We start from the raw sequence: 23,711 nt of genomic DNA, 5'->3' as shown, positions 1-23,711 counted from the left end.
AAACATCGCTTGCGTCGTCCCGCATCCGCCGATGGCATCACCCCGCCACGATCTCGAAACCAGGCCCGCCCCTTGGTCGCCGACACGCCCACCACCACCGCGGCCTGCTCAACCGTCAGGCAATCGCGGACCTGAGCCCAGAACCGATACTCCACCTCAACCGGCAACCGCGGACTACCCCGACGAGCACTCATCTGCACACCTCTCAACGCCAGGTGTTGCAGTCACCCCTTGAGGCCAAGGGCCCGGTCAGGGGCCGAAACCGCGCGAAGATTCCGCTCAGGAGTAGGTGCGGAAGCCGCGGCCGACCTTGCGGCCGAGGTAGCCCGCCGTGACCAGCTGCTCGAGCAGCGGCGCCGGGGCGAAGCCGCGCTCGCGAAACTCGAGGTAGAGCTGACGCTGGATCGCCAGTGAGACGTCCAGGCCCACCGCGTCCAGCAGCTCGAAGGGCCCCATCGGGTAGCCGCAGCCGGTCTTCATCGCGGTGTCGATGTCGTCGGCGCTGGCGTAGTGCGCCTCGAGCATCTTGACCGCGTCGCCCAGGTAGGGGAACAGCAGCGCGTTGACGATGAAACCCGCCCGGTCGCCACACGAGACCGGGTGCTTGCCCAGGTCCCGGCAGAAGCCCTGCGCGGTCGCGACCACCTCGTCCGAGGTCGACACGGTGTGCACCACCTCGACCAGCGCCATCACCTGTGCCGGGTTGAAGAAGTGCAACCCGACCACGTCCTGCGGTCGTGTGGTCGCCGCGGCGCACTCGATGACCGGCAGCGAGGAGGTGGTCGTGGCGAGCACCGCCCCGGGCTTGCAGATCTCGTCGAGGTTCTCGAACAGCGCCTGCTTGACCCCGAGGTCCTCCACCACCGCCTCGACCACGAGGTCGACCCCGGCCAGGTCGTCCAGCCGCGCGGTCCCGGTGATCCGGCCGAGCGCCGCCACCCGCTCGTCCTCGGACACCTTGCCGCGCTGCACTCCCTTCTCGAGGCTCTTGGTGACCCCGGCCACCACCTCGTCGACCTTGGCCGCGGAGCGGGCGACGAAGGTTACGTCATACCCGCCCTTGGCGCAGACCTCGACGATGCTGCGAGCCATCACACCGGAACCCACGACGCCCACGGAGGAGATCGGGCGGCCCTGCGCGGCAGCCGCGTCCGCGTCGGGCGTGAGGTGGTCCGGCACGACCTTGCCGCTCCCCGGCTTGTCGTAGGTGTAGAACCCGCGGCCGGTCTTGCGCCCCTTGAGGCCGGCGGTCACCATCTGCTTGAGGATCGGGCTGGGTGCGTGCAGCCGGTCTCGCCCCTGCTTGTACATCGTGTCGCAGATCTCGTATGCCGTGTCGAGGCCGATCAGGTCCATCAGCGCCAATGGACCCATCGGCAGTCCGCAGCCCAGCTTCATCGCGGCGTCGATGTCCTCGCGCGTGGCGTACTTCGCCTCGAACAGCGAGACCGCGTGGTTGAGGTAGCCGAACAGCAGGGCGTTGGCGATGAACCCGGCCTTGTCGCCGATGACCACCGGCATCTTGCCGAGCCGCTCGGCCAGCGCCTTGACGTCCTCGACCACGTCGTCCTCGGTGACGACGGTGCGCACGACCTCGACGAACTTGAGCACGGGCGCCGGGTTGAAGAAGTGCATGCCCACGACCCGGCGCGGGTTCTTGGTGGCCACCGAGATCTCGGTGACCGACAGGCTGGAGGTGTTGGTCGCGAGGATGGCGTCGGGGCCCACGATGTCATCGAGCGTGCTGAAGATCTCGCGCTTGAGGTCGAGGTGCTCCGGCACCGCCTCGACGACCAGGTCGCACCGCGCGAGGTCGGCGAACTCGCTGGTGAAGCGGACGCGCTCCAGCAGGGCGGCCTGGGCGTCCTGCTCCAGCTTGCCGCGCGAGACGGCACGGTCGGTCGACTGCTGCAGGATCGTGCGGCCGCGTTCGGCACCCTCGGGGGTGTTCTCCACCGCGACGACGTCGATGCCGTTGCGGGCGAAGACCTCCACGATGCCGGCACCCATGGTGCCCAAGCCGATCACGCCGACGGTGCTGATCTCTCGAGACATGAGCGCATCCTCTCAGAGGGCCGTCGGCGGGGTTCCGGCGTACCGGCCCCGCGGCCACGCCGGTTAGGGTGGCGCGGTGCGAGTGGTGATAGCGCGGTGCAGCGTCGACTACATCGGCCGTCTGACGGCCCACCTGCCCCTGGCGACCCGGTTGCTGATGGTCAAGGCCGACGGCTCGGTCCTGGTGCACAGCGACGGCGGCTCCTACAAACCGCTGAACTGGATGGCGCCACCGTGCGCGATGGCCGAGGTGGCACCGGACGCAGAGGAGGTCGCCGAGGGCGTCGAGGCGGTCTGGTTGGTGCAGCACGCCAAGTCGGAGGACCACCTGCGGGTGCGGCTGCACGAGGTCCTGCACGACTCCTCGCACGAGCTCGGCATCGACCCGGGCCTGGTCAAGGACGGCGTGGAGGCCCACCTGCAGCGGCTGCTCGCCGAGCACATCCACACCCTCGGCGACGGCTACACCCTGGTGCGGCGGGAGTACATGACGGCGATCGGGCCGGTCGACATCCTGTGCAAGGACGGCTCGGGAGCGAGCGTGGCCGTCGAGATCAAGCGTCGAGGTGAGATCGACGGCGTCGAGCAGCTGACCCGCTACCTCGAGCTGATGAACCGCGACCCGCACCTGACCGCGGGAGGGCCGGTCACCGGGGTGTTCGCCGCGCAGGTGATCAGGCCGCAGGCCCGCACCCTCGCCACCGACCGCGGCATCCGCTGCGTCACCCTCGACTACGACGCCCTCAAGGGGATCGACGACGTGGAGTCGCGCCTCTTCTGACCCACCACGGCGCCGATCTCCGGGACAGGGCCCGGGCGCAGGGCGCCGGGAGCGCAACAACGATCCGCACGGGGCGGGAGTGGTCAGCGGGGGCCGGCCTCGGCACAATCGAGCCATGAGCCGACGCGCGGCCGTGGCCGCCACCAACCCGCTGGCTGCCCAGGCCGGTCTGGACCTCGTGCACGGCGGGGGCACTGCGGTGGATGCCGCGATCGCCGCGATGACGGTGTCGTTCGCGACCGAACCCGGCATCGTCAGCCCGATGGCGGGCGCCTACGTCGCCGTCTGGCCGGTCGACGGCGACCCGGTGGTGGTGGACGGCAACGTCGAGATGCCCGGACGGGGTATGCCGTCCGAGGCCTTCGGTCGCGGGGTGCGCGAGATCCACACCGACTACGGCGGCGGCATCACGGTCGGAGCCGGTCACGGATCCGTCGCCACACCAGGGGCGTTCGCCGCTTTCGAGCTGGCCCACGAGCGCTACGGCGGGGCGCCGTGGCGGGAGCTGATGGCTCCTGCGATCCGCGCGCTGCGGACGGGGTTCCCCGTGGGGGCCGCGGCGGCGAGCTACCTCCAGCTGGTGCACGACTCGCTCTTCGGGTGGGACGAGCAGACGCGGGCGGCGGTGACCGGGCCGGGCGGCGGGCCGGCCCGCGCCGGGGACCTCCTGGTGCTGCCCGACCTTGCCGACAGCCTCGAGCAGGTCGCGAGTCAGGGAGCCACGGTCCTCTACTCCGGCGACCTCGGCGCGGCGCTGGTCGCCGACATGCGCGACAGGGGCGGCCTGATCACGCGGGACGACCTCACGGCATACGAGGCGGTGATCCGTCCGGCGCTGACCTCCACGTTCGGCGACTGGACGGTGGCGACCAACCCACCTCCCTCGATCGGCGGGCCGGTCCTCACCGCGCTGCTGCGGCTGCTGGCCGACCGGCCCGGCGGCGCGGCCGACGCGCGCGCCCTGATCGAGGTCCAACGCGCGGTGCTCGGCTACCGGATCTCCACCATCGACCCGGTCCCCGACCTCGCAGTCGCGGGCCGGGAGCTACTCGACACGATCGAGGCGCACGGGTTGGCCGGGTTGCCGACCTCGGCCTCGACGGCCCACGTGTCGGTGATGGACAGCGATGGGCTGGCCTGCGCGATCACGGCTTCCGCGGGATATGGCTCCGGCGCGACCGTGCCCGGCACCGGACTGATGCTCAACAACTCGCTCGGTGAGCCGGAGCTCAACCGGCGCGGCCTGCACGCGCTGTCGCCCGGCACGCGGCTGGCGTCCAACATGGCGCCCACCGTCGCGGCGCACCGGGACGGGGAGCGGTTGGCCATCGGCACGCCGGGAGCCGACCGGATCACGACGGCCCTGATGCAGGTGCTCGGCCGCCACTGCCAGGGGGGCGAGGGGCTGCAGGAGGCGATCGACGCGCCCCGCCTGCACGTGCACCACCTGCCGGACGGCTCCGTGCGGGTCGAGTACGAGGCCGACCCCGGGCTGGCGGCCCAGGTCGAGGCCAGCGGCCTGCCGGGGGTCGAGCACGACCGGCACGCGATGTTCTTCGGCGGGGTCGGCGCGGCGGTCACGAGCAGCGACGGTGCGCTCGCCGCGGCCGCCGACCCGCGCCGTGAGGCCGCCACCGCCCTCGGCTGAGCGCGCCACCGGCGGCACCGGGAAGCACCCTTTCCGTCGCCCGACCCGCTGCGGCGAGGAGGTGTCCCCCGAAAGACCGGCCCGGCGGACAGAAGCGGCGCCGGAAGCACGGTCGGGAGCAGGTCAGACGGGCGCCGCGTCGTCGGCGGCCGGCCACGAGTCGAGCCGCCACCCGTCGGCGTCCACGTCGACCCGCACCGGCACGCAGGGTGGCAGACGGTGCCCGTCCGCCAGATCGGCCCGCACGTTGCCGGAAAGCATCGGGATCACGAGCGACATCACGTCGCCGTGGCTGAAGACCAGCACGTCCTCGCCACGGTGCAGGTCCGCGATCTCCTCCACCGCCGCCTGAAACCGCGCGACCGCCGCCGGCTCACCCTCGGCTGGGTCCAGCCCCTGCAGGCCGTCCACGACCCGCGACGCCACGTCGAGGTCCGCGGCCGCTGCCTGTGCCGACGCCGAGGCCGCCGGGTCGGGGCTCGAGCAGACAGTCGAGATCCGGACGGGCCGAAGCTGCTCCGCGAGCTCGCGCACCTGGCGCACGCCCTCGACGGTCAGTGGTGCGCCCGCAGCCGACGACCTCTCGCTCGCGGCGAGGTCCGCCTCTCCGTGCCGCGCGATGAACAGCCGCGCCGCACACTGCAGGTCACTCACCCCTTCACTGTATGCCGCCCTCCCCCGCCCGGGTGGACCGTGCCGCCCGCCGACGGCCCGGTGATGGGACCATCGGCGGATGAACCTGTTGCGAGTCCGCACCGAGGCCGAGCTCCGCGCGAGCGGCTGCATCAAGTGGTCGGAGGCGCCGGCTGACGTCCTGCCGGCGTGGGTCGCCGAGATGGACTTCGCGGTCGCCGAGCCCATCACCGCAGCCCTGCATGAGGCGGTGGACGGCGGCTGCCTCGGCTACGGTCCTGCGGACGCGACGACCGGCGTCGGCGAGGCACTGGCGAACTTCGCGTCGGCACAGTGGGACTGGGCGTTCGACCCCCGACGGGTGGTGCTGGCCGGCGACGTCGTCGACGCGATCTCCCGAGTCCTCGCCACTCTCGCCGAGGAGGGCCCGGTCATCGTGCCGACCCCCGCCTATCCGCCGTTCCTGACCGTCGTGGGGCACGCGGGCCGCCGCCTGGTCACCGTGCCGATCGACCCGGACGCCGTCGAGGCCACCCACGACCTCGTCGGCATCGAGCGCGAGCTGCGCGCCGGCGCGCGCACGATCGTGCTCTGCAACCCGCACAACCCGTGGGGCCGCTCCTTCCCCAGGGAGGAGCTGGAGGCGCTGCGTGACGTCGCGGAGGCGCACGGAGCGCTGGTCATCAGCGACGAGATCCACGCGCCCCTCACCCTGCCCGGGGCCACCCATGTGCCGTATGCCGCGGTGGCCACTCCCGGGGCCCGCGTCGTGACCGTGACGTCGGCCACCAAGACGTGGAACATGCCGGGCGTCAAGTGCGCGCAGATCGTGTGCGGCAGCGCCGAGGATGCGCAACGGCTGAGGGACTACCCGATGCACCCGGGCCAGTCGTCGCTCGGGGCGGTGGCCAGCCGCGCGGCATACGAGCTGGGCGGCCCCTGGCGGGCGGCGCTGCTCGACCAGCTCGACGCCAACCGGACCCTCTTCACCGAGCTGGTGTCCGGGCGGCTGCCACGCGCCCGGATGCGCCCGCTCGAGGCGACCTACCTGGCCTTCCTCGACGCTCGCGCCTACGGGCTGGCGTCCCCCGGCGAGGCCGCGCTCGAGCGCGGGCGGGTCTGGGTCGACCACCGGCCATGGGGGCCTGGGGGCGAGGGGCACGTCCGCGTCAACCTCGCCACCTCGCCGGAACGCATCGAGCAGATCGTCGAGCGCCTGGCGGCCGCGTGGGAGCGCTGAGACCCTGTCGGGACCGCACTGCCGGCGGGCCCGGCGAGCACGCGAAGATCACGCGCCCGTACCGGCGCTGCTCCTCCTGGCGCCACGCTCGCCGGTAGCCAGGAACCGCCTCTTCAGTACCTGTCCAGGTCGCCGGCTGCCTCGGCGGCGTGGAGCGGCTCGAGCCCGTGGGCGGCACGCACCACCGCGACGATCCGGGACATGATCGCGGTGAGCCCGAAGTCCTTGGGGGTGAACACGGCTGCCACGCCCGCCGCCTCGAGCCGGGCGCAGTCCGCCTCGGGGATGATCCCGCCGACCACGACCGGGACGTCGCCGGCCCCGGCCGCCGCGAGGCCCTCGACCACCTGGGGCACGAGCACGAGGTGGGAACCGGAGAGCACCGACAGGCCGACGCAGTGCACGTCCTCGGCGACCGCCGCCGCGACCAAGCGGTCCGGCGTCACGCGGATGCCCTCGTAGACCACCTCAAAGCCGACGTCACGGGCACGCACGGCGACCTGCTCGGCACCGTTGCTGTGGCCGTCGAGCCCCGGCTTGCCGACCAGCAGCCGCAACCGGGTCCCGAGCTCCTCACCGGTCCGGCGGACCATCTCGCGGACGGCGGCCAGCTCGGCGGCTGCCCTGCCCGGCCCTGAATCCGGCTCCTCTCCCCCGGTCACCCCACCGCCGGCGACGGTGCCCCCGACCCCGGTGGGCGCCCGGAACTCGCCGAACACCTCGCGCAGCGCGCCTGCCCACTCACCGGTGGTGATGCCCGCCCGTGCGCACTCGAGCGAGGCCGCCATCAGGTTGGCGTTCGAGCCGGCGTCGGTGCGCAGCCGAGCCAGGGCTGCGGCCGCTCGCCGGCCGCCGTCGTCGGCGTCCCGCTCGGTGCGCCACCGCTGCACCGCACGCACCGCGTCACCCTCGACGCCTTCGTCCACGGTCTGGATCGCCGCCTGCAGGTCCGCTGTCAGCGGGTTCGGCTCGGTGGTCTCGAAGCGGTTGACGCCCACGACAACATCCTCACCGGACTCCACCCGAGCCCGCCGGCGCGCGTGCGAGGCCACCAGCGCCGACTTCATGTAGCCGGACTCGACGGCCGCCACGGCGCCGCCCTGCTGCTCGACCCGTGAGATCTCGGCGCGCGCTCCCTCCAGCAGTGCCGCGACCTTCGCCTCGACGACCACCGAGCCGGCGAAGAGGTCCTCGTGCTCGAGCAGGTCCGACTCGAAGGCGAGCACCTGCTGCATCCGCAGGGACCACTGCTGGTCCCAGGGTCGGGGCAGCCCGAGCGCCTCGTTCCAGGCCGGCAGCTGCACGGCCCGGGCCCGCGCATCCTTGCTCAGGGTGACGCCCAGCATCTCGAGCACGATCCGCTGGACGTTGTTCTCCGGTTGGGCCTCGGTGAGCCCCAGCGAGTTGACCTGCACGCCGTAACGGAACCGTCGCTGCCGAGGATCGTGCACGCCATACCGCTGCAGGGTCAGCTCGTCCCACAGCGCGACGAACGCCCGCATCTTGCACAGCTCCTCGACGAAGCGCACGCCCGAGTTGACGAAGAAGGAGATCCGCGAGACCACGTCGCCGAACCGCTCCGGCGGCACCTGGCCGCTGTCGCGCACCGCGTCGAGGACGGCGACGGCGGTGCACATCGCGTAGGCGATCTCCTGCACCGGCGTCGCGCCGGCCTCCTGCAGGTGGTAGCTGCAGATGTTGACCGGGTTCCACTTCGGTAGCTCGGCGACGGTGTAGGCGACGAGGTCGGTGGTCAGCCGCAGCGAGGGTTCGGGCGGGAAGACGTAGGTGCCGCGGGAGAGGTACTCCTTGATGATGTCGTTCTGCGTGGTGCCCGTGAGGCTCCGCACCGCGGCGACCGGGTCGGCGCCCTCCGCGAGCGCCTGCTCCTCCGCGACCACCTGGTAGAGCGCGAGCAGCCACAGCGCCGGCGCGTTGATGGTCATCGAGGTGTTCATCCGTGCCAGCGGGATGCCTTCGAACAGCGCGCGCATGTCACCGACGTGCGAGATCGGCACCCCGACCTTGCCCACCTCGCCGCGGGCCAGCGGGTGGTCGGGGTCGTAGCCGGTCTGCGTGGGCAGGTCGAAGGCCACCGACAGGCCGGTCTGGCCCTTGGCCAGGTTGCGGCGGTAGAGGTCGTTGCTGGCCACGGGACTGGAGTGTCCGGCATACGTGCGCATCACCCAGGGTGCGTCCCGGCTGGGGCGCGGTGGTGCGGACGGCACGGCGGGCGCCGCGGTCGGTGGCACTGCGTGGTCGGCCATGCAGGGAACCTAGCCGCGTGGGCGCCGCAGCGGGAGGGCTGCACGAGGTGAGAGGCACCACAGAGTTCTGGCCGCAGCCCCTGCGCGGCAGCACCGCTGCGCTGAAGTTCTCTGCGGGCAGCTGCGTTCAGACGGCGAGCGGGTTGGCCCCGTAGGCGTCGTCCAGAGTGGGCCGGGCCAGCACCCGCGTCAGGCGCGTGGCGCGCAGCAGCCGCTCGAGCCGTGGGGACGCGTCGGCGATGACCAGGCGGCGCCCCGCGCGGCGGGCACGGTGGTGCACGCCCACGATGACGCCCAGACCCGTCGCGTCACAGACCTCCGCGCCCGCGAGGTGGATGAGCAGGTCGCCCTCGCCGCGGTCGACGATGTCGTGCAACGCGATCCGGACGTCGGCCACGGTGCGCACGTCGAGCCGGCCCGTGACCGTCACGATCCTGCCGGGCGAGTCCTCCGCCACATCGGCCGGCTGCGGCACCCCTGCGGTGTGAGCCATCACGATCCCCTTCGTCCGCCGAACCGGGTCATGACTATTGACTCCCACGGACGGCAAAAGGTTGGGCAAGCCGAGGTAACAATCACGTCACATGCCCTCGTCCGCCCCTGCGACGAGGCGCTCGGGCAGGTCTGGGAGCATCAGGCATGGTCATCCTCAACCGCATCTACACCCGCACCGGCGACGACGGCACCACCGCGTTGGGCGACTTCAGCCGCACCAGCAAGACCGATCCGCGACTGGTGGCCTACGCCGACACCGACGAGGCCAACACCGCGATCGGCGTCGCCGTGACCTGCGGTGAACTGCGCGAGGACGTCCGCACGACGCTGCGGCGGGTCCAGAACGACCTGTTCGACGTCGGAGCCGACCTGTGCACGCCCCTCGCGGCCTCCTACGACCACCCACCCCTGCGGGTGCAGGCGGAGTGGGTCGACGAGCTCGAGGCCGACTGCGACCGCTACAACGAGGAGCTCGACAAGCTGCGCTCCTTCATCCTGCCCGGCGGCACCCCCGGCGCCGCTTATCTGCACGTGGCCCGCACCGTCACGCGGCGCGCCGAGCGCGCCACCTGGCAGGCACTGGAGGCGTATGGCGATCAGCCGGCTGCCGCTCCGCCCGAGGGTGAGAAGCAGCGCGGCGTGGGCGGGGTGAACCCCCTGACGGCGAAGTACCTCAACCGGCTGTCCGACCTGCTGTTCATCCTCGGCCGGGTGGCCAACGTGGACGCGGGCGGTGACGTGCTCTGGGTGCCGGGCGGCGGCCGCGAGCAGGCTCCCGACAAGAAGCGCTCCTGACCGAACGCAAGACACCCTCACCTCCGTGAGGAATCTTCGCGAGGTTCGGTGCCCTGTCAGTGGCCGGAACCTCGCAATGATTCCGGGTCCGCTGGGCGGGATGGTCAGGCGACGTTGACGTTGAGGCCGGGCGGTGACGACTCCACCCACGCCCGCAACGCGGTGTAGGCACCGGGAGCGAGCGCGACCTCGAAGGAACGGCCGCGGTACCGGCACGCGACCCCCACCGCGTCGGGGATCAGGCCGATCCGCTCACGCCCCTGGAGGCCGTGCGGTGTGTCGAGCTGCAGCTCGGCCCTGGCCCACTGGGCGCGGGCCCGGACCGTGAAGCCACCGAGGCGAAACCAGTCCAGCCGGGTCGTGCCGTAGCGCGCCATCCCGACCTTCCAACGGCTCTCACCGGGCAGGCGGACAGCGCACAGCACCAAGGGCTTGCCGCGGCCGATGGCGCGGCGGCGCAGGAAGGTCAGGACCAGGAAGAGCAGGAGCAGCACGACGAGCGCGCCGACGAGCACCTCAGCGGAGAGGAGCACGTCCGGCAGCATCGTGACCTCAACCGGAGAACGAGGAGGTGTCGACGGTCTCGGCAACGACGGTCACGCGGTCGTGGTCGACCGACAGGAACCCACTGTCGATGGTGACGCTCTGGCGCTGCCCGCCCGTGGTGTCGATCCGGATGTCGCCGGTGACGAGGACGCCCAGGAGCGGAGTGTGCCCCGGCAGGATTCCGAGGTCCCCGTCGACGCTGCGTGCGCTCACCTTGGCCGCGTCGCCCTCCCAGACCTTGCGGTCGGCGGCGACCAGCTCGACGTGCAACTCACTCACAGGAGATTCCTCCGCTCGAAACGTATTCAGCCAGTCTATCGGCAGTTGCCGCCCGCTCTGACCACGACCGGGTTGGCGGAAGGCCGGCCACCCGCTGGGTGACCGGCCTTCGGCACGGGATCAGTCCTTCTCGAGCTCCGCGGCCTGGCGCTCGACGTCCTCGAGGCCACCGCACATGAAGAACGCCTGCTCGGGCACGTGGTCGTAGTCGCCGTCCGCGATCTTGGTGAAGCCCTCGATCGTCTCCGACAGCGGGACCGTCGAGCCCTCGATGCCGGTGAACTGCTTGGCGACGTAGGTGTTCTGCGACAGGAACCGCTGGATCCGGCGGGCCCGGTTGACCAGGACCTTGTCCTCCTCGGGGAGCTCGTCGATACCGAGGATCGCGATGATGTCCTGCAGCTCCTTGTTGCGCTGCAGGATCGACTTGATCCGCACCGCGGTGTCGTAGTGCTCCTTGCTGATGTAGCGCGGGTCCAGGATGCGCGACGTGGAGGTCAGCGGGTCCACGGCCGGGTAGATGCCCATCGACGCGATGTCACGCGACAGCTCCGTGGTCGCGTCGAGGTGGGCGAACACGCTCGCCGGCGCCGGGTCGGTGTAGTCGTCCGCGGGCACGTAGATCGCCTGCATCGAGGTGATGGAGTGGCCACGCGTCGAGGTGATCCGCTCCTGCAGCACGCCCATCTCGTCGGCCAGGGTCGGCTGGTAGCCGACCGCGGACGGCATACGTCCGAGCAGCGTGGAGACCTCGGAGCCGGCCTGGGTGAACCGGAAGATGTTGTCGATGAACAGCAGCACGTCCTGGTTCTGGACGTCGCGGAAGTACTCGGCCATGGTCAGGGCCGACAGCGCGACACGAAGACGCGTGCCCGGAGGCTCGTCCATCTGGCCGAAGACGAGGGCGGTCTGGCCGAGGACGCCTGCCTCCTCCATCTCCTTGATGAGGTCGTTGCCCTCGCGGGTCCGCTCGCCGACGCCGGCGAACACCGACACACCACCGTGGTCCTTGGCGACGCGGGCGATCATCTCCTGGATGAGCACCGTCTTGCCCACGCCGGCACCGCCGAACAGGCCGATCTTGCCGCCGTTGACGTAGGGGGTCAGCAGGTCGATGACCTTGATGCCGGTCTCGAACATGCTCGTCTTGGACTCGAGCTGGTCGAAGGCCGGGGCCTTGCGGTGGATGCCCCAGCGCTCCTTGATGTCCAGCGGCTCGTCGGTGTCGAGGCAGTGGCCGGTCGCGTTGAACACATGGCCCAGGGTGCCGTCACCCACGGGCACGGAGATCGGCCCGCCGGTGTCCTGCACGGGTGCGCCGCGGACGACACCATCGGTCGGCTGCAGCGAGACGGCACGGACCATGTTGTCACCGATGTGCTGGGCGACCTCGAGGTTCAGGAGGTGCTTCTCGCCCCCGAGCTCGACCTCGGTGGTGAGCAGGTTGTACTGCTCCGGCATGGCGTCGACGGGGAACTCCACGTCGACGACCGGGCCGATGATGCGCGAGACCCGGCCGACGCCGCCCTCGCTCGGGGCTGCGCCCGGGGAGTTCTCGGTCACTGTGGCAGTCATGTTGTGTCCTTCTTACTTGGCGTCCGCGAGGGCGCTGGCGCCGCCCACGATTTCGCTGATCTCTTGGGTGATCTCGGCCTGACGGGCCTGGTTGGCCAGCCGGGTGTAGGTCTTGATGAGCTCCTCGGCGTTGTCCGTCGCCGACTTCATCGCGCGCTGGCGCGCGGCCAGCTCGGAGGCCGCCGACTGCAGCAACGCGTTGAACAACCGCGAGGTGACGTACTTCGGCAGCAGCGCGTCGAGCACCTCGGAGGCGTTCGGCTCGAACTCGTAGAGCGGCAGCACCTCGTCGGGCGCCGGCGCCTCCGTGCCCTCGACGACCTCCAGCGGCAGCAGCCGCACGACCGTCGGCTCCTGCGTGACCATGCTCTTGAACCGGGTGAAGACGACGTGGAGCTCGTCCACCCCACCCTCCTCGGAGCCGGCGATGAAGTCGCCTGTGACCCGCTCGCCGATCTCGCGGGCCGCGTCGAACGTCGGGCGGTCGGTGAAGCCGGTCCAATCCGCGGCATACTCCCGCTTGCGGAACTTGTAGTAGCTGACCGCCTTGCGACCGACGAGGTAGGGGACGACCTCCTTGCCCTCGCTCTTGAGCTTGGCGATCAGCTCGGCGCTCTCCTTGATCGCCGAGACCGAGTAGGCCCCGGCCAGACCGCGGTCGCTGGTCATGATGACCACGCCGGCCCGCTTGACGTCCGGCCGCTCGGTGGTGAGCGGGTGGTCGACGTCGGAGAAGGTGGCCACCGCGGACACCGCACGAGTGAGGGCCAGGGCGTATGGCGTGGACTCGGCGACGTACTGGCGCGCCTTGGTCACCCGGGATGCCGCGACCAACTCCATCGCGCGCGTGATCTTCTTGATCGACCCGACGGACTTGATGCGCTCCCGGTAGACGCGAATCTGCGCTCCCATGGGCTTCCGCCTCTCCTTGCTTCTAGCGTGTCAGAACTGGCTGTGGACCGGTGGATCAGCGCTGCTGCTTGACGATCTGGGCCTGGTCGATCTGGTCCTCGGTCATCTCGTCGTGCTGCTCCGAACCGGCCTGGACGCCGCCGTCCTCGGCCGCCACGAACTGCTCCTTGAAGGAGGCGATGGCCTCCTCGAGCGACTTCTCCGTGTCGTCCTCGAGCTTCTTCGTCTCGCGGATGGAGTCGTAGATGCCCGACTTCTCGCGACGGATGAAGTCGAGGAACTCTGCCTCGAACCGGCTGACGTCCTCCACGGCCAGGTCGTCGAGGTGACCGGTGGTGCCGGTCCAGATCACGACGACCTCCTCCTCGACCTTGAGCGGCGAGGCCTGCGGCTGCTTGAGCAGCTCGACCAGGCGGGCGCCCCGCTCGAGCTGGTTGCGGGACGCGGCATCGAGGTCGGACGCGAACATCGCGAACGCCTCCATCGCGCGGAACTGCGCCAGGTCGAGCTTGAGCCGGCCGGAGACCTGCTTCATCGCCTTGATCTGGGCGTCGCCACCGACTCGCGAGACGGACACACCCACGTCGATGGCGGGGCGCACGTTGGAGTTGAACAGGTCGGCCTGCAGGTAGATCTGGCCGTCGGTGATCGAGATGACGTTGGTCGGGATGTAGGCCGACACGTCGCCCGCCTTGGTCTCGATGATCGGCAGCCCGGTCATCGAGCCGGCTCCCAGCTCGTCAGAGAGCTTGGCGCAGCGCTCGAGCAGACGGGAGTGCAGGTAGAAGACGTCACCGGGGTAGGCCTCGCGGCCCGGCGGACGACGCAGCAGCAGGGAGACGGCGCGATAGGCCTCGGCCTGCTTGGACAGGTCGTCGAAGACGATGAGGACGTGCTTGCCCTGGTACATCCAGTGCTGGCCGATGGCCGAACCGGTGTAGGGGGCGAGGTACTTGAAGCCGGCCGAGTCGGACGCCGGGGCGGCGACGATCGTCGTGTACTCCAGGGCACCGGCGGCCTCGAGGTCACCGCGCACCGAGGCGATGGTCGAGTTCTTCTGGCCGATCGCGACGTAGATGCAGCGGACCTGCCTGTCCGGGTCGCCGGAGTCCCAGTTCTCCTTCTGGTTGATGATCGTGTCGACCGCGACGGTGGTCTTGCCGGTCTGGCGGTCGCCGATGATCAGCTGCCGCTGGCCCCGGCCGATCGGGATCATCGAGTCGATGGCCTTGATGCCGGTCTGCAGCGGCTCGTGCACTGACTTGCGTGCCATGACGCCGGGAGCCTGCAGCTCCAGGGCGCGGCGGGTCTCGGCCTCGATGTCGCCGAGGCCGTCGATCGGGTGGCCGAGCGGGTCCACCACGCGACCCATGAAGGCGTCACCGACGGGCGCGGAGAGGACCTCGCCGGTGCGCTTGACCTCCTGGCCCTCCTCGATGTCGTCGAAGGCACCGAGCACCACGACGCCGATCTCGTGGACGTCGAGGTTGAGCGCGAGACCCAGGGTCCCGTCCTCGAACTCGAGCAGCTCGTTGGTCATGCACGACGGCAGACCCTCGACGTGGGCGATGCCGTCACCGGCGTCGGTCACTCGGCCGACCTCTTCGCGGGAGGCCGCGCCGGGCTCGTAGGACTGAACGAAGTCGTTCAGTGCGTCCCGGATCTCCTCCGGACGGATCGTGAGCTCCGTCATCATCTTCTCCTCGTGTGCGGCCCGTTCTTGTCCGGACCGAAGCTGTGGGTGGTGTGCTGCTCTGCTGCTCTGCTGCCTGGGGTGGAAGTCGGTATGCCGTGTGGTCGGTCGTGGTGCGTTTTCCGTCAGCCGCGGTCAGCCGATGAGTTTGCGCTTGGCCTCGTCGAGCCGGCGGGCAATCGTGCCGTCGACGACCTCGTCGCCGATCTGGATCCGCAGCCCGCCGAGGACCTCGGGGTCCACGATGACGTTGGCCAGCACCTGCTTCTCGTACATCGACGACAGCGCCGCCGTCAGGCGGTCACGCTGTGCGTCGTCGAGCGGCGCGGCGGAGATGATCGTGGCGGTCAGCTGCTCGCGGCGACGGGCGGCGATGGCCAGGTAGGACTCGAGGACCCGGTCGAACCGGCGACCCCGCGGTGCGAGCACCGCCTGGCGCGCGAGTCGCACGGTCTCGTCACTGGCCTTCCCCTCCAGCAACGAGCTGACCAGCTGCGCCTTGGCGGTGCGGCCGGCGTGCCGGTCGGTCAGCGCGTCGCGCAGGCCGGGGTTGCCGGCCACCACCCGTCCGAAGCGGAAGAGCTCGTCCTCGACGGAGTCGAGGCGACCGCCTGCCTCGGCCATGGCCATGACCGTCTCGACCGCGAGCTCCTCGGTCGTGTCGGACAGGTCACGCTCGGACGACCAGCGACCGGAGACCGCGACCCCGACCAGGTTGCCGGTGGCCTCCCCGACCTTGCCGCCGAAGAGGCGGGCGGCAAGGTCGCGCTTGACCTGCGGCTCGCGCGACGGGTCCGCAAGCGCCCGACGCAGCGCGGCACTCGAGTCGAGGGCGCCGGTGACGGCGAACAGCTCCTCGGCCAGGACCGACCAGTCCACGCCCGGCTGCTGCAGGGTCTCGGCCAGCGCCTTGCGCGCTGCCGCCGCTGCCCCTCGCGATGAACCCTGCATCAGGACTCCTCGGCCGGCACGGCTCCGACGGCCTCGGGCTTGACGTCCCCCGACTCCAACTCGGCCAGGAACCGGTCGACGATCCCCTTCTGGCGGGCCTCGTCGTGCAGCGACTCACCCACGATGCGGCTGGCCAGGTCGGTCGAGATCCGGCCCACCTCTCCACGCAGCGACACGATCGCCTGCTGGCGCTCGGCCTCGATCTGCTTCTTCGCCGACTCGGTGATGCGGGTGGCCTCGGTCTGGGCCTGGGCCCGCATCTCGGTCAGGATGTTGGCGCCCTGCTCGCGCGCCTCCTCGCGGATGCGTGCGGCCTCCGACCTGGCCTCCGCCAGCTGTGCCTGGTACTGCTCGAGGGCAGCCTGGGCCTCCTGCTGGGCCTCCTCCGCCTTGTGCATGCCGCCCTCGATGGCGGCCGTGCGGTCGGCGTAGGCCTTCTCGAGATTGGGCACGACGTACTTCTTGACGGCCCAGTAGAAGATGCCGAAGAAGACGAACCCGACGATGAGCTCACCCCAGGCCGGCAGGATCGGCGAGGCGTTCGCCATGTCGCTGGCCGGCGCGAGCGCGGGAACGCTGGCGAGTGCGTGCACGAGATTCTCCTAGTGCTGTGGTGCCGTTGCTGTCGGAAGAGCGGTGGTCAGGAGATGAAGTAGAGCACCAGACCGAAGATGGCGAGGGCCTCGGCGAAGGCGAAGCCGAGGATGGCGATCGACTGCAGCATGCCGCGGGCCTCGGGCTGGCGCGCGACGCCGTTGATGAAGGCGGCGAAGATCAGGCCGATGCCGATGCCGGGACCGATGGCGGACAGGCCGTAACCGATGATGGCGATGTTGCCGGTCATGAGTGTCGTCCTCTTTCTGGGGGCGTTCCGCGCGACACGGCGTCGAACGGAGGTCTCTGGTTGGGGCTATGAAGTTGTGTGGCAGCCGACCGGGTGGCCGGGAGCGGTCTCAGTGCTCGTCGGCCAGCGAGGTGGCGATGTAGGACGCGGCGAGCAGGGTGAAGATGTAGGCCTGAACGACCTCGATCAGGGCCTCGAACACGGTCATGATGAAGGCGAGCAGGAAGGTCGGCACGGAGATGACCTTCAGGCCGATCCCCCCGTGCAGCAGCATGTACTCGCCACCGGTGATGAAGACCAGCAGCAGCATGTGGCCGGCCAGCATGTTGCCGAAGATTCGCATCGCCAGCGTGAGCGGGCGGGTCACGAAGAAGGAGAAGGTCTCCAGCACCAGGACCATCGGCACGATCCAGGCCGGCAGGCCGCTCGGCACGAAGGATCCGAAGTAGCCCCTGAGCCCGTGCTTCTTGATCCCGATGTAGTGGTAGATGACGTAGACGATCGCGGTCAGCGCGATCGGGAAGCCGATCCGGCTGATCGTGGGGAACTGGAACGGCGGGATGACCCCGAACAGGTTGTTGACCAGCAGGATCGCGAACAGGGAGAACAGGAACGGGACGTACTTGAGGAACTCCTTGCTGCCGATCATGTCCCGGGCGATGCCGTTGCGAGTCGTGTTGTAGAACATCTCGGTGAGGAACTGGCCCTTGCCGGGCACGATCGCCGCCTTGCGCGTGGTGGCGATGAACCACCACGACAGGGCGACGACCGAGATGATCCACAGCAGCATCGGCCGGGTGAACGCCCAGGTGCCGGAGCCGATCAGCGGCTGCCAGAAGTCCTGGGGGCCCGGCGGCTCAAATCCTTCTCCCCCGCCCGAGGCGAGCAGGACGCCGGTCGGGGCGAGCATGGTGATGCTCACGAAGTCTCCTCGATGTTCGTCGTTGGACACAGGGGGCGGGCGACCGGCAGGGGAAGGATCGGAACGCGGCCACCAACGTGGCACACGCGCGCGTGCTCCCGCAAAGTCAGTGCGTACTGTACCGGACCCAGATCAGGTAGAGCGCCAGCACCATCCCCCCGACCACCCCGACGGGCAGCAGGAACGCGGTGTGCAGGAAGTGGTCGAGCAGCCAGCCGATCCCGCCGAAGACGACGGGCCCGGAGATGACCAGCGCCAGCGCGTCGATCTCGCGGGTCGGCTCCATCCCGGGGTAGCCCGCGTCGGGGTCCGGCGGTCCCGGTCGCTCGGGCTCCTCCCCGGGCGGCTTCGGGGGTCCCTGGTCGCTCATGGTGTCCTCCTCGCACGAACCGCATCAGGCCTCCTCACGAGAGGGGCCGGCCGCGTCCGCTGCTGCGGGCTCGTCATACACCGTCTGTCGCATCCGCAGGTAGGCGCGCGCCTGGAAGACCTGCCAGACCAGCGTGACGACCAGGATCGTGATGCCGCACGCGAGGCCGTCCAGCCAGGTCACGTCGCGCATGGCGATGATGATGATCCCCATGAAGATGACCTGGCCGAGGTAGACCGCCATCGCGCCCGCGAACACCGAGATCGGGTTCGCGTTGACCATCATCGTCATGAGCTTGAGGCCGACCCCGAAGAAGACCAGGGCGATCGCCGCGCCGAAGAGCGCGCCCTCCGCGCCCCGCAGGTCCCGCAGCACCCAGAAGACCACGACGGTGACCACCGAGGCGATCACGCTGGGCACGAAGGCACCACGCAGCATGGCCGCGAAGGGGGCTGCCGGAGCGGCAGTGGTGGAGCCTGCGGATGTTCTGGTCACGGTCTGCACTCAATCAGTCGGAGTCGTCGGGCCGCTGGTCGGCGTCCGACCGAAGGGCTTTTTCGAACGCTTGTGAAAGTTATCACAAGCGCTCGCTCGGATGCCACTTCGGCAGTCCCAGGGTGAGTGCCAGGGCGGCCACGACCAGCACGCCGATGGCCACGAAGACCACCCAGCCGGTCACGAAGGCGAACGAGACGGCCCCCATGGCGACGATGCCCGACCACAGGTAGAGCAGCAGCACCGCGCGGCGGTGGGTGTGCCCGATCGCGAGCATCCGGTGGTGCAGGTGCAGCGCGTCCGGCTGCCAGGGCTTCTGCCCGGCCCGCAGCCGGCGGATCACCGCGAGCATCCCGTCCAGCAGCGGCAGCGCCAGGATCGCCAGCGGGAGCACGATCGGCAGCAGGTAGGCCGCGGTGGAGGAGGTGGCGCCCACGTTGGTCGACGGGTCGATCGTGCCCGTCATCGAGATCGTGGCGGCGGCGAGCAGGAGGCCGAGCAGGAGGGCCCCCGCGTCGCCCATGAACAGCCGAGCGGGATGGAAGTTGTGCGGCAGGAAGCCGATGCAGCACCCGATGATCGCGGCCGTGATGAAGGTCGCCGTCGAGAAGACGTTCGGCGGGTCGTAGGTGCGCGACAACAGGTAGGACCAGGCGAAGAACGCGAGGGCGGAGATGCCGACGATGCCGGCCGCCAGGCCGTCCAGCCCGTCGACGAGGTTCACCGCGTTCGTCGAGATCACGACGATGATGATGGTGAGGGTCACCAGGATCGGCGCCGGCAGGACGGTCACCCCGCCGAGCGGCAGCGACAGCAGCTGGACGCCGCCGAAGGCCATGATGCCCGCGGCGATCATCTGGCCCGCGATCTTGGTCAGCCAGTCGAGCTCCCACACGTCGTCGACCGCCCCCAGCAGGCAGATCACCGCACCACCGGCGAGCACGCCGAGGATCTCGTTCGTGACGAACAGCTGGGACAGGAACGGCAGCTGGCTGGCGACCAGGACGGCAGCCGCGAACCCGAAGAGCATGCCCAATCCCCCGAGCCGGGGGATGGGGGTCGCGTGCACGTCCCGCGCTCGCACCGCGGTGAAGGCACCGAGCCGGATGGCGACGCGACGGACCAGAGGGGTCGAGGCGTACGTCATGGCCGCCGCCACGACGAAGATCAGGAGGTACTCCCGCACGGATCAACCCCTCGCTGGTCAGGTCAGGTCACGCGAGCCCTGCGGGAGGGCTCCGCTCAGCTCCGAGGGTATGCCGGGTGGCTGGCCACGAGCTCGCTCACCTGTGCGCGGATCTCCTTGGCCGTGGCGTGGTCGGGGTCGCCGTCGGTCTCGGTCACGGCGCGGTGGATGAGGCCCGCGATCGTCACCATGTCGCCCTGGTCCATGCCCTGAGTCGTGACGCACGGGGTCCCGACGCGGATACCGGAGGCGATGTTGGGCTTTTGCGGGTCGAACGGGATGGCGTTCTTGTTGAGCACGATGCCTGCAGCGTCGGCACGCTTCTCGGCATCGGCGCCGGTCACGCCCACTCCCTGCAGGTCGTGCAGCGACAGGTGGGTGTCGGTGCCGCCGGTGATCGGCCGGATCCCGTTCTCCCCCAACGAGGTCGCGAGCTGCCGAGCGTTGACCACGACCTGCTTGGCGTAGGCCTGGTAGGCGGGGGTCGAGCACTCCTTGAGGTTGACTGCCTTGGCGGCAACGCAGTGCATCAGCGGGCCACCCTGCATCATCGGGAAGACCGCCTTGTCGAGCGCCTTGGCGTGTTGCTCCTTGCAGACGAGCATCCCGCCGCGGGGACCGCGCAGGACCTTGTGCGTCGTGAAGGTGACGACATCGGCATACGGGACGGGGCTGGGGATGGCCTTGCCGGCCACCAGACCGATGAAGTGGGCGGCGTCGACCCAGAAGATCGCGCCGATCTCGTCGGCGATGTCGCGGAAGGCCTGGAAGTCGATCAGCCGCGGGATCGCCGAGCCACCGGCGACGATCATCTTGGGACGGTGCTCGCGGGCGAGGTCACGGACCTGGTCGTAGTCGATGTCCTCGGTGTCCTTGTCCACCCCATAGTGGACGGCGTTGAACCACTTGCCGCTGAACGACACCTTGGCGCCGTGGGTGAGGTGACCACCGTGCGGCAGCGACATGGCCAGGTAGGTGTCACCCGGTTGCAGGAACGCACCGTAGACCGCCTGGTTGGCACTGGCGCCCGAGTGTGGCTGGACGTTGGCGTGTTCTGCCCCGAAGAGCGCCTTGGCGCGTTCGATCGCCAGGTTCTCGGCCTTGTCGACCTCCGCGCAGCCGCCGTAGTAACGACGCCCCGGGTAGCCCTCGGCATACTTGTTGGACAGCGTCGAGCCGAGCGCGGTGAGCACCGCGGGGCTGGTCTCGTTCTCGCTGGCGATCAGCTGCAGGCCACCGCGGAGGCGCTCGAGCTCGGAGAGCAGGACGCCCGCGATCTCGGGATCCTCCGACTGCAGCTGGCCGAAGTCGGAGCCGTAGAACGTCGTGTCGGTGATCTGGTCCGTGCTCATGCCATCGCTCCGTATCCGAGGGGGACGAGGTGATCTCCACTTCCGTGCGGGACCACTCTATTGCGCTCCGAGGCCACGGGAGCCGCTGGGCAGTCCGAGCCGGTCGGCCAGCGCGATCGCGTCGAAGGGCGCGTGGACCTTGGCATCGTTGTCGAAGTAGACGTGCACGTCGTGGCCGCTGTCGGCCCAGCGCCGGACCTTGGCCGCCCAGTCGTCGAGCGCCGCGTCGGTGTAACCGCTGACGTAGAGCTCCTCGGCGCCGTGGAGCCGGATGTAGACCAGGTCGGACGTCGCCTGCTCGATCCTCGGCCAGCGCCCGGCGGTGTCGGCCACCACGATGCCGATCTGGTTGCGCTCCAACAGATTCATCGCTGCAGGCGTCGCGAGGCTGTCGTGCCGGACCTCGAGGACGTGCCGGATCGGGCGGTCTTCGTCGGTGGCCGCCAGGACGCGGTCGTCGGACAGCTTGTCGTCGTGGCGGCCGGCGAGGACGGCCGCGGCGGCCGTCGACCGCGGCAGCAGGTCGAAGAAGGCCTGGAATCGGGAGGCGTCGAAGCCCAGGTTGGGCGGCAGCTGCCAGAGGACCGGGCCGAGGGTGGGTCCCAGCGCGAGCACGCCGGACGCGAAGAAGTTGGCGAGTGCCGTCTCGACACCGCCCAGCTTCTTCATGTGCGTGATGAAGCGGCCGCCCTTGACCGCGAAGAGAAAACCGGGCGGCACCTGCTGCCGCCAGGTGGTGTAGCTGCTGGGGCGTTGCAGCGAGTAGAAGGAGCCGTTGATCTCGATCGCCCGTAGCCGCTCGGACGCGTAGGCGAGCTCGAGCCGTTGCACCAGCCCCGGCGGGTAAAAGGTGCCGCGCCAGCCCCGGTAGCGCCATCCTGAGATGCCGACCCGGACCTCACCCATGGCTAGGCGCTGGTGGCTCCGGGGGTCTCCCGGTCCTCGTCGGAAGCGGATACCGGCGCCTCGTTCGCGGCCTCGGGGACCTCCGTGTCCGCCCGCGCGCTCTCCGGCTCGTCCACGACCTCGTCGACGGCCTCGGGGGCGTCCTCTTCCACCTGCTCGCTCTCCGGCTCGTCGACGATCTCGAACGGGTCGTCCAGCAGCACGTCGCCGAGCACCTCTCGCAACCGCTCGGAGGAGATCGCGCCGACGCGCAGGACAACCGGGTTCTCCCTGGTGCAGTCCAGGATCGTGGAGGCGTCGGTGCCGCGCGCCGGGCCGCCGTCGAGGTAGACGCTGACCGACGAGCCGAGCATGGCAGCCGCCTCGGTCACCGTCTGCGCCGCAGCCTGCCCCGTGACGTTGGCGCTGCTGACCGCCATCGGCCCCACCTCGGCGAGGAGGGTCAGCGCCACGTCGTCCTGCGGCATCCGCACCGCCACGGTGCCGTTGGTCTCACCCAGGTCCCACATCAGCGACCGCTGCGCCTTGAGCACGAGGGTCAGGGCGCCCGGCCAGAAGGCCTTGATGAGGTCACGGGCATACGACGGCACTGCCGTCGCGAGGCCGTCGACCGTGCGCGGGTTGGGCACCAGGACCGGTGGCGGCATCTCACGGCCGCGTCCCTTGGCGGCGAGGAGCGCGGCCACGGCCTCGGCGTCGAAGGCGTCCGCACCGATGCCGTAGACGGTGTCAGTGGGCAGCACGACCAGCTCTCCCCGCTGGACGGCCTCGGTGGCCTGGGCGACACCGTCGTCCCGCCCCGCGTCGCTGGTGCAGTCGATGACCGGGCTCATCGGCGGTTCCTCGTGGTGGTCGGCACACCGGCAGTCTCCCACCACGCTGCTCGGCTCCGGCGCCCTCCCCCGAGGTGGCCGCGGCGTCGCAACGGCGTGGAACCATCACCTCATGCCGCAGACCCCTCCGCCGTCCTCGGCCGATCGCGCTCCCGGGACGACGCTGACCGGCCTGACGCTGCCGGGCACCGCACTGCGCGAGCGCCCCGAGCTCAGGACGACCGCGCCGGGCGACCTGCGGCTGGCGCGGTGCGACCTGACCGGCGCCGACCTGCGCGGGCTCGAGCTGGTCGGCACCCAGTTCCTCGACTGCACGCTCGACGGCGCACGCCTGAACGGCGCCGCGCTGGACGAGACGACCTGGCGCGGCGGGAGCGCACGCGGGACCCTCTTCCTGGACGCCGAGCTCACCGAGGCGGTGTTCGACGGGGTCGACGCCTCCGACGCCCGGTTCGGCGGCGCCCTGCTGACGGAGGCGTCCTTCACCGGGTGCCGCCTGATGGGCGCCCAGTTCGAGGGCAGCCAGGGTCTGGGCTTCGAGGTGCGCGAGTGCAACCTGTATGCCGCCAACCTCACCGGGGTCACGCTGACTGGCGAAGACCTCACCGGGTTGCGGCTCACCGAGGCCGTGCTGCGCGGAGCCGACGTGCGGCGCGCGGTGATGGACGGCTGCGTGCTGCTGAACGCCGACCTCTACGGCGCCAACCTCACCGGGACCGATCTGCGCGGAGCCGACCTCGGCCCGCTCGACCTGGACGGCCTGCGGGCCCTCAAGGGCGCGATCATCTCCTCCGGGCAGGCCGGCCGGCTGCTCGAGGCGCTCGTCGGTGTCTCGGTCAGCGACCCGGCCCCGGGCAGGCACCCCGGCTCCCCATGAGAACACCCCAGCAACGCCCAGCAGGGCCACCCGCCACACCGTCGCAGCACATGATC

General features: G+C 70.3%; 24 protein-coding genes and 1 pseudogene. 5 read left to right on the top strand and 20 right to left on the bottom strand.

The features are described 5' to 3' along the window. Both FCN22_RS22345 and FCN22_RS17820 read right to left on the bottom strand, forming a co-directional pair. A pseudogene (locus tag FCN22_RS22345) lies at positions 1 to 194 on the bottom strand (IS30 family transposase); the annotation flags it as partial. 85 nt (positions 195 to 279) lie between these two features. After that, positions 280 to 2,055 carry a 3-hydroxyacyl-CoA dehydrogenase family protein gene (locus FCN22_RS17820; protein WP_137122909.1) on the bottom strand — a complete coding sequence of 592 codons (1,776 nt, stop codon included), beginning with the start codon at positions 2,053 to 2,055 and terminating at the stop codon, positions 280 to 282. Positions 2,056 to 2,131: 76 nt separating this feature from the next. Here FCN22_RS17820 and nucS point away from each other — a divergent pair, with 76 nt between their 5' ends. Together nucS and FCN22_RS17810 are read left to right on the top strand one after the other, a co-directional pair. After that, positions 2,132 to 2,836: an endonuclease NucS gene (gene nucS, locus FCN22_RS17815; protein WP_137122908.1), complete on the top strand. Its 705-nt coding sequence runs from the start codon at positions 2,132 to 2,134 to the stop codon at positions 2,834 to 2,836. 115 nt (positions 2,837 to 2,951) lie between these two features. Next, entirely contained in the window at positions 2,952 to 4,484 is a 1,533-nt protein-coding gene (locus tag FCN22_RS17810) for a gamma-glutamyltransferase (protein ID WP_137122907.1), read from the top strand. Between the two features lie 123 nt (positions 4,485 to 4,607). On the opposite strand, the gene FCN22_RS17805 is transcribed toward FCN22_RS17810, so the two are convergent. Continuing rightward, positions 4,608 to 5,138 carry a histidine phosphatase family protein gene (locus FCN22_RS17805; RefSeq protein ID WP_162308253.1) on the bottom strand — a complete coding sequence of 177 codons (531 nt, stop codon included), beginning with the start codon at positions 5,136 to 5,138 and terminating at the stop codon, positions 4,608 to 4,610. 79 nt (positions 5,139 to 5,217) lie between these two features. Between FCN22_RS17805 and FCN22_RS17800 the strand changes: the two genes are divergently transcribed. Then, positions 5,218 to 6,357: a MalY/PatB family protein gene (locus FCN22_RS17800; RefSeq protein ID WP_137122905.1), complete on the top strand. Its 1,140-nt coding sequence runs from the start codon at positions 5,218 to 5,220 to the stop codon at positions 6,355 to 6,357. Between the two features lie 113 nt (positions 6,358 to 6,470). On the opposite strand, the gene FCN22_RS17795 is transcribed toward FCN22_RS17800, so the two are convergent. Further along, complete coding sequence (locus FCN22_RS17795) at positions 6,471 to 8,624, bottom strand: ethylmalonyl-CoA mutase (protein ID WP_137122904.1); 2,154 nt, start codon at positions 8,622 to 8,624, stop codon at positions 6,471 to 6,473. A 127-nt stretch (positions 8,625 to 8,751) separates the two neighbouring features. Then, positions 8,752 to 9,117 (bottom strand): STAS domain-containing protein, encoded by a 366-nt coding sequence (locus FCN22_RS17790; RefSeq protein WP_137122903.1) that lies wholly within the window; start codon positions 9,115 to 9,117, stop codon positions 8,752 to 8,754. Between the two features lie 146 nt (positions 9,118 to 9,263). Between FCN22_RS17790 and FCN22_RS17785 the strand changes: the two genes are divergently transcribed. Continuing rightward, positions 9,264 to 9,914, top strand: a complete 651-nt coding sequence (locus FCN22_RS17785; RefSeq protein ID WP_137122902.1) for a cob(I)yrinic acid a,c-diamide adenosyltransferase — start codon at positions 9,264 to 9,266, stop codon at positions 9,912 to 9,914. Between the two features lie 104 nt (positions 9,915 to 10,018). Here FCN22_RS17785 and FCN22_RS17780 read toward each other — a convergent pair whose 3' ends face one another. The 15 genes from FCN22_RS17780 to FCN22_RS17710 all read right to left on the bottom strand — a co-directional run bounded on the left by FCN22_RS17780 (position 10,019) and on the right by FCN22_RS17710 (position 22,778). After that, a complete protein-coding gene (locus FCN22_RS17780; RefSeq protein WP_162308252.1) occupies positions 10,019 to 10,447 on the bottom strand; it encodes a DUF2550 family protein in 429 nt (142 codons plus the stop codon). Positions 10,448 to 10,466: 19 nt separating this feature from the next. After that, the gene (locus tag FCN22_RS17775) at positions 10,467 to 10,739 is read right to left on the bottom strand and encodes a F0F1 ATP synthase subunit epsilon (RefSeq protein WP_137122900.1); all 273 of its coding nucleotides are present in this window, start codon (positions 10,737 to 10,739) and stop codon (positions 10,467 to 10,469) included. Between the two features lie 120 nt (positions 10,740 to 10,859). Then, the gene (gene atpD / locus FCN22_RS17770; RefSeq protein WP_137122899.1) at positions 10,860 to 12,314 is read right to left on the bottom strand and encodes a F0F1 ATP synthase subunit beta; all 1,455 of its coding nucleotides are present in this window, start codon (positions 12,312 to 12,314) and stop codon (positions 10,860 to 10,862) included. 12 nt (positions 12,315 to 12,326) lie between these two features. Then, positions 12,327 to 13,226, bottom strand: coding sequence for a F0F1 ATP synthase subunit gamma (locus tag FCN22_RS17765; RefSeq protein ID WP_137122898.1), 900 nt, complete (start codon positions 13,224 to 13,226; stop codon positions 12,327 to 12,329). 55 nt (positions 13,227 to 13,281) lie between these two features. Then, positions 13,282 to 14,919, bottom strand: a complete 1,638-nt coding sequence (gene atpA / locus FCN22_RS17760; RefSeq protein ID WP_137122897.1) for a F0F1 ATP synthase subunit alpha — start codon at positions 14,917 to 14,919, stop codon at positions 13,282 to 13,284. A 135-nt stretch (positions 14,920 to 15,054) separates the two neighbouring features. After that, entirely contained in the window at positions 15,055 to 15,870 is an 816-nt protein-coding gene (locus FCN22_RS17755) for a F0F1 ATP synthase subunit delta (RefSeq protein ID WP_137122896.1), read from the bottom strand. Then, positions 15,870 to 16,418, bottom strand: coding sequence for a F0F1 ATP synthase subunit B (locus FCN22_RS17750; protein ID WP_137122915.1), 549 nt, complete (start codon positions 16,416 to 16,418; stop codon positions 15,870 to 15,872). The genes FCN22_RS17755 and FCN22_RS17750 overlap by 1 nt, the downstream gene beginning before the upstream one ends. Positions 16,419 to 16,510: 92 nt before the next feature. Then, on the bottom strand, positions 16,511 to 16,714 hold the full coding sequence (gene atpE, locus FCN22_RS17745) for an ATP synthase F0 subunit C (RefSeq protein ID WP_137122895.1): 204 nt from the start codon (positions 16,712 to 16,714) through the stop codon (positions 16,511 to 16,513). Positions 16,715 to 16,823: 109 nt separating this feature from the next. Continuing rightward, complete coding sequence (gene atpB, locus FCN22_RS17740) at positions 16,824 to 17,636, bottom strand: F0F1 ATP synthase subunit A (RefSeq protein ID WP_238384816.1); 813 nt, start codon at positions 17,634 to 17,636, stop codon at positions 16,824 to 16,826. Positions 17,637 to 17,742: 106 nt separating this feature from the next. Further along, complete coding sequence (locus FCN22_RS17735; protein ID WP_202911660.1) at positions 17,743 to 18,006, bottom strand: hypothetical protein; 264 nt, start codon at positions 18,004 to 18,006, stop codon at positions 17,743 to 17,745. Between the two features lie 24 nt (positions 18,007 to 18,030). Continuing rightward, positions 18,031 to 18,501 (bottom strand): Cg1360 family ATP-synthase-associated protein, encoded by a 471-nt coding sequence (locus FCN22_RS17730; protein WP_137122894.1) that lies wholly within the window; start codon positions 18,499 to 18,501, stop codon positions 18,031 to 18,033. A gap of 82 nt (positions 18,502 to 18,583) precedes the next feature. Next, positions 18,584 to 19,687: a glycosyltransferase family 4 protein gene (locus tag FCN22_RS17725; protein WP_137122893.1), complete on the bottom strand. Its 1,104-nt coding sequence runs from the start codon at positions 19,685 to 19,687 to the stop codon at positions 18,584 to 18,586. A 56-nt stretch (positions 19,688 to 19,743) separates the two neighbouring features. Then, positions 19,744 to 21,039 (bottom strand): serine hydroxymethyltransferase, encoded by a 1,296-nt coding sequence (glyA, locus tag FCN22_RS17720; RefSeq protein WP_137122892.1) that lies wholly within the window; start codon positions 21,037 to 21,039, stop codon positions 19,744 to 19,746. 57 nt (positions 21,040 to 21,096) lie between these two features. Beyond that, a complete protein-coding gene (locus tag FCN22_RS17715) occupies positions 21,097 to 21,945 on the bottom strand; it encodes a DUF72 domain-containing protein (protein WP_137122891.1) in 849 nt (282 codons plus the stop codon). A 2-nt stretch (positions 21,946 to 21,947) separates the two neighbouring features. Beyond that, positions 21,948 to 22,778, bottom strand: coding sequence for an L-threonylcarbamoyladenylate synthase (locus FCN22_RS17710; protein WP_137122890.1), 831 nt, complete (start codon positions 22,776 to 22,778; stop codon positions 21,948 to 21,950). Between FCN22_RS17710 and FCN22_RS17705 the strand changes: the two genes are divergently transcribed. Further along, entirely contained in the window at positions 22,765 to 23,655 is an 891-nt protein-coding gene (locus FCN22_RS17705; RefSeq protein WP_137122889.1) for a pentapeptide repeat-containing protein, read from the top strand. The two genes, FCN22_RS17710 and FCN22_RS17705, sit on opposite strands and share 14 nt — an antisense overlap. Positions 23,656 to 23,711 lie beyond the last annotated feature (56 nt).

Source organism: Segeticoccus rhizosphaerae, assembly GCF_005222685.1.
In the GTDB taxonomy this organism is placed as follows: domain Bacteria; phylum Actinomycetota; class Actinomycetes; order Actinomycetales; family Dermatophilaceae; genus Segeticoccus; species Segeticoccus rhizosphaerae.
This window is presented reverse-complemented; position numbering and strand designations above follow the sequence as displayed.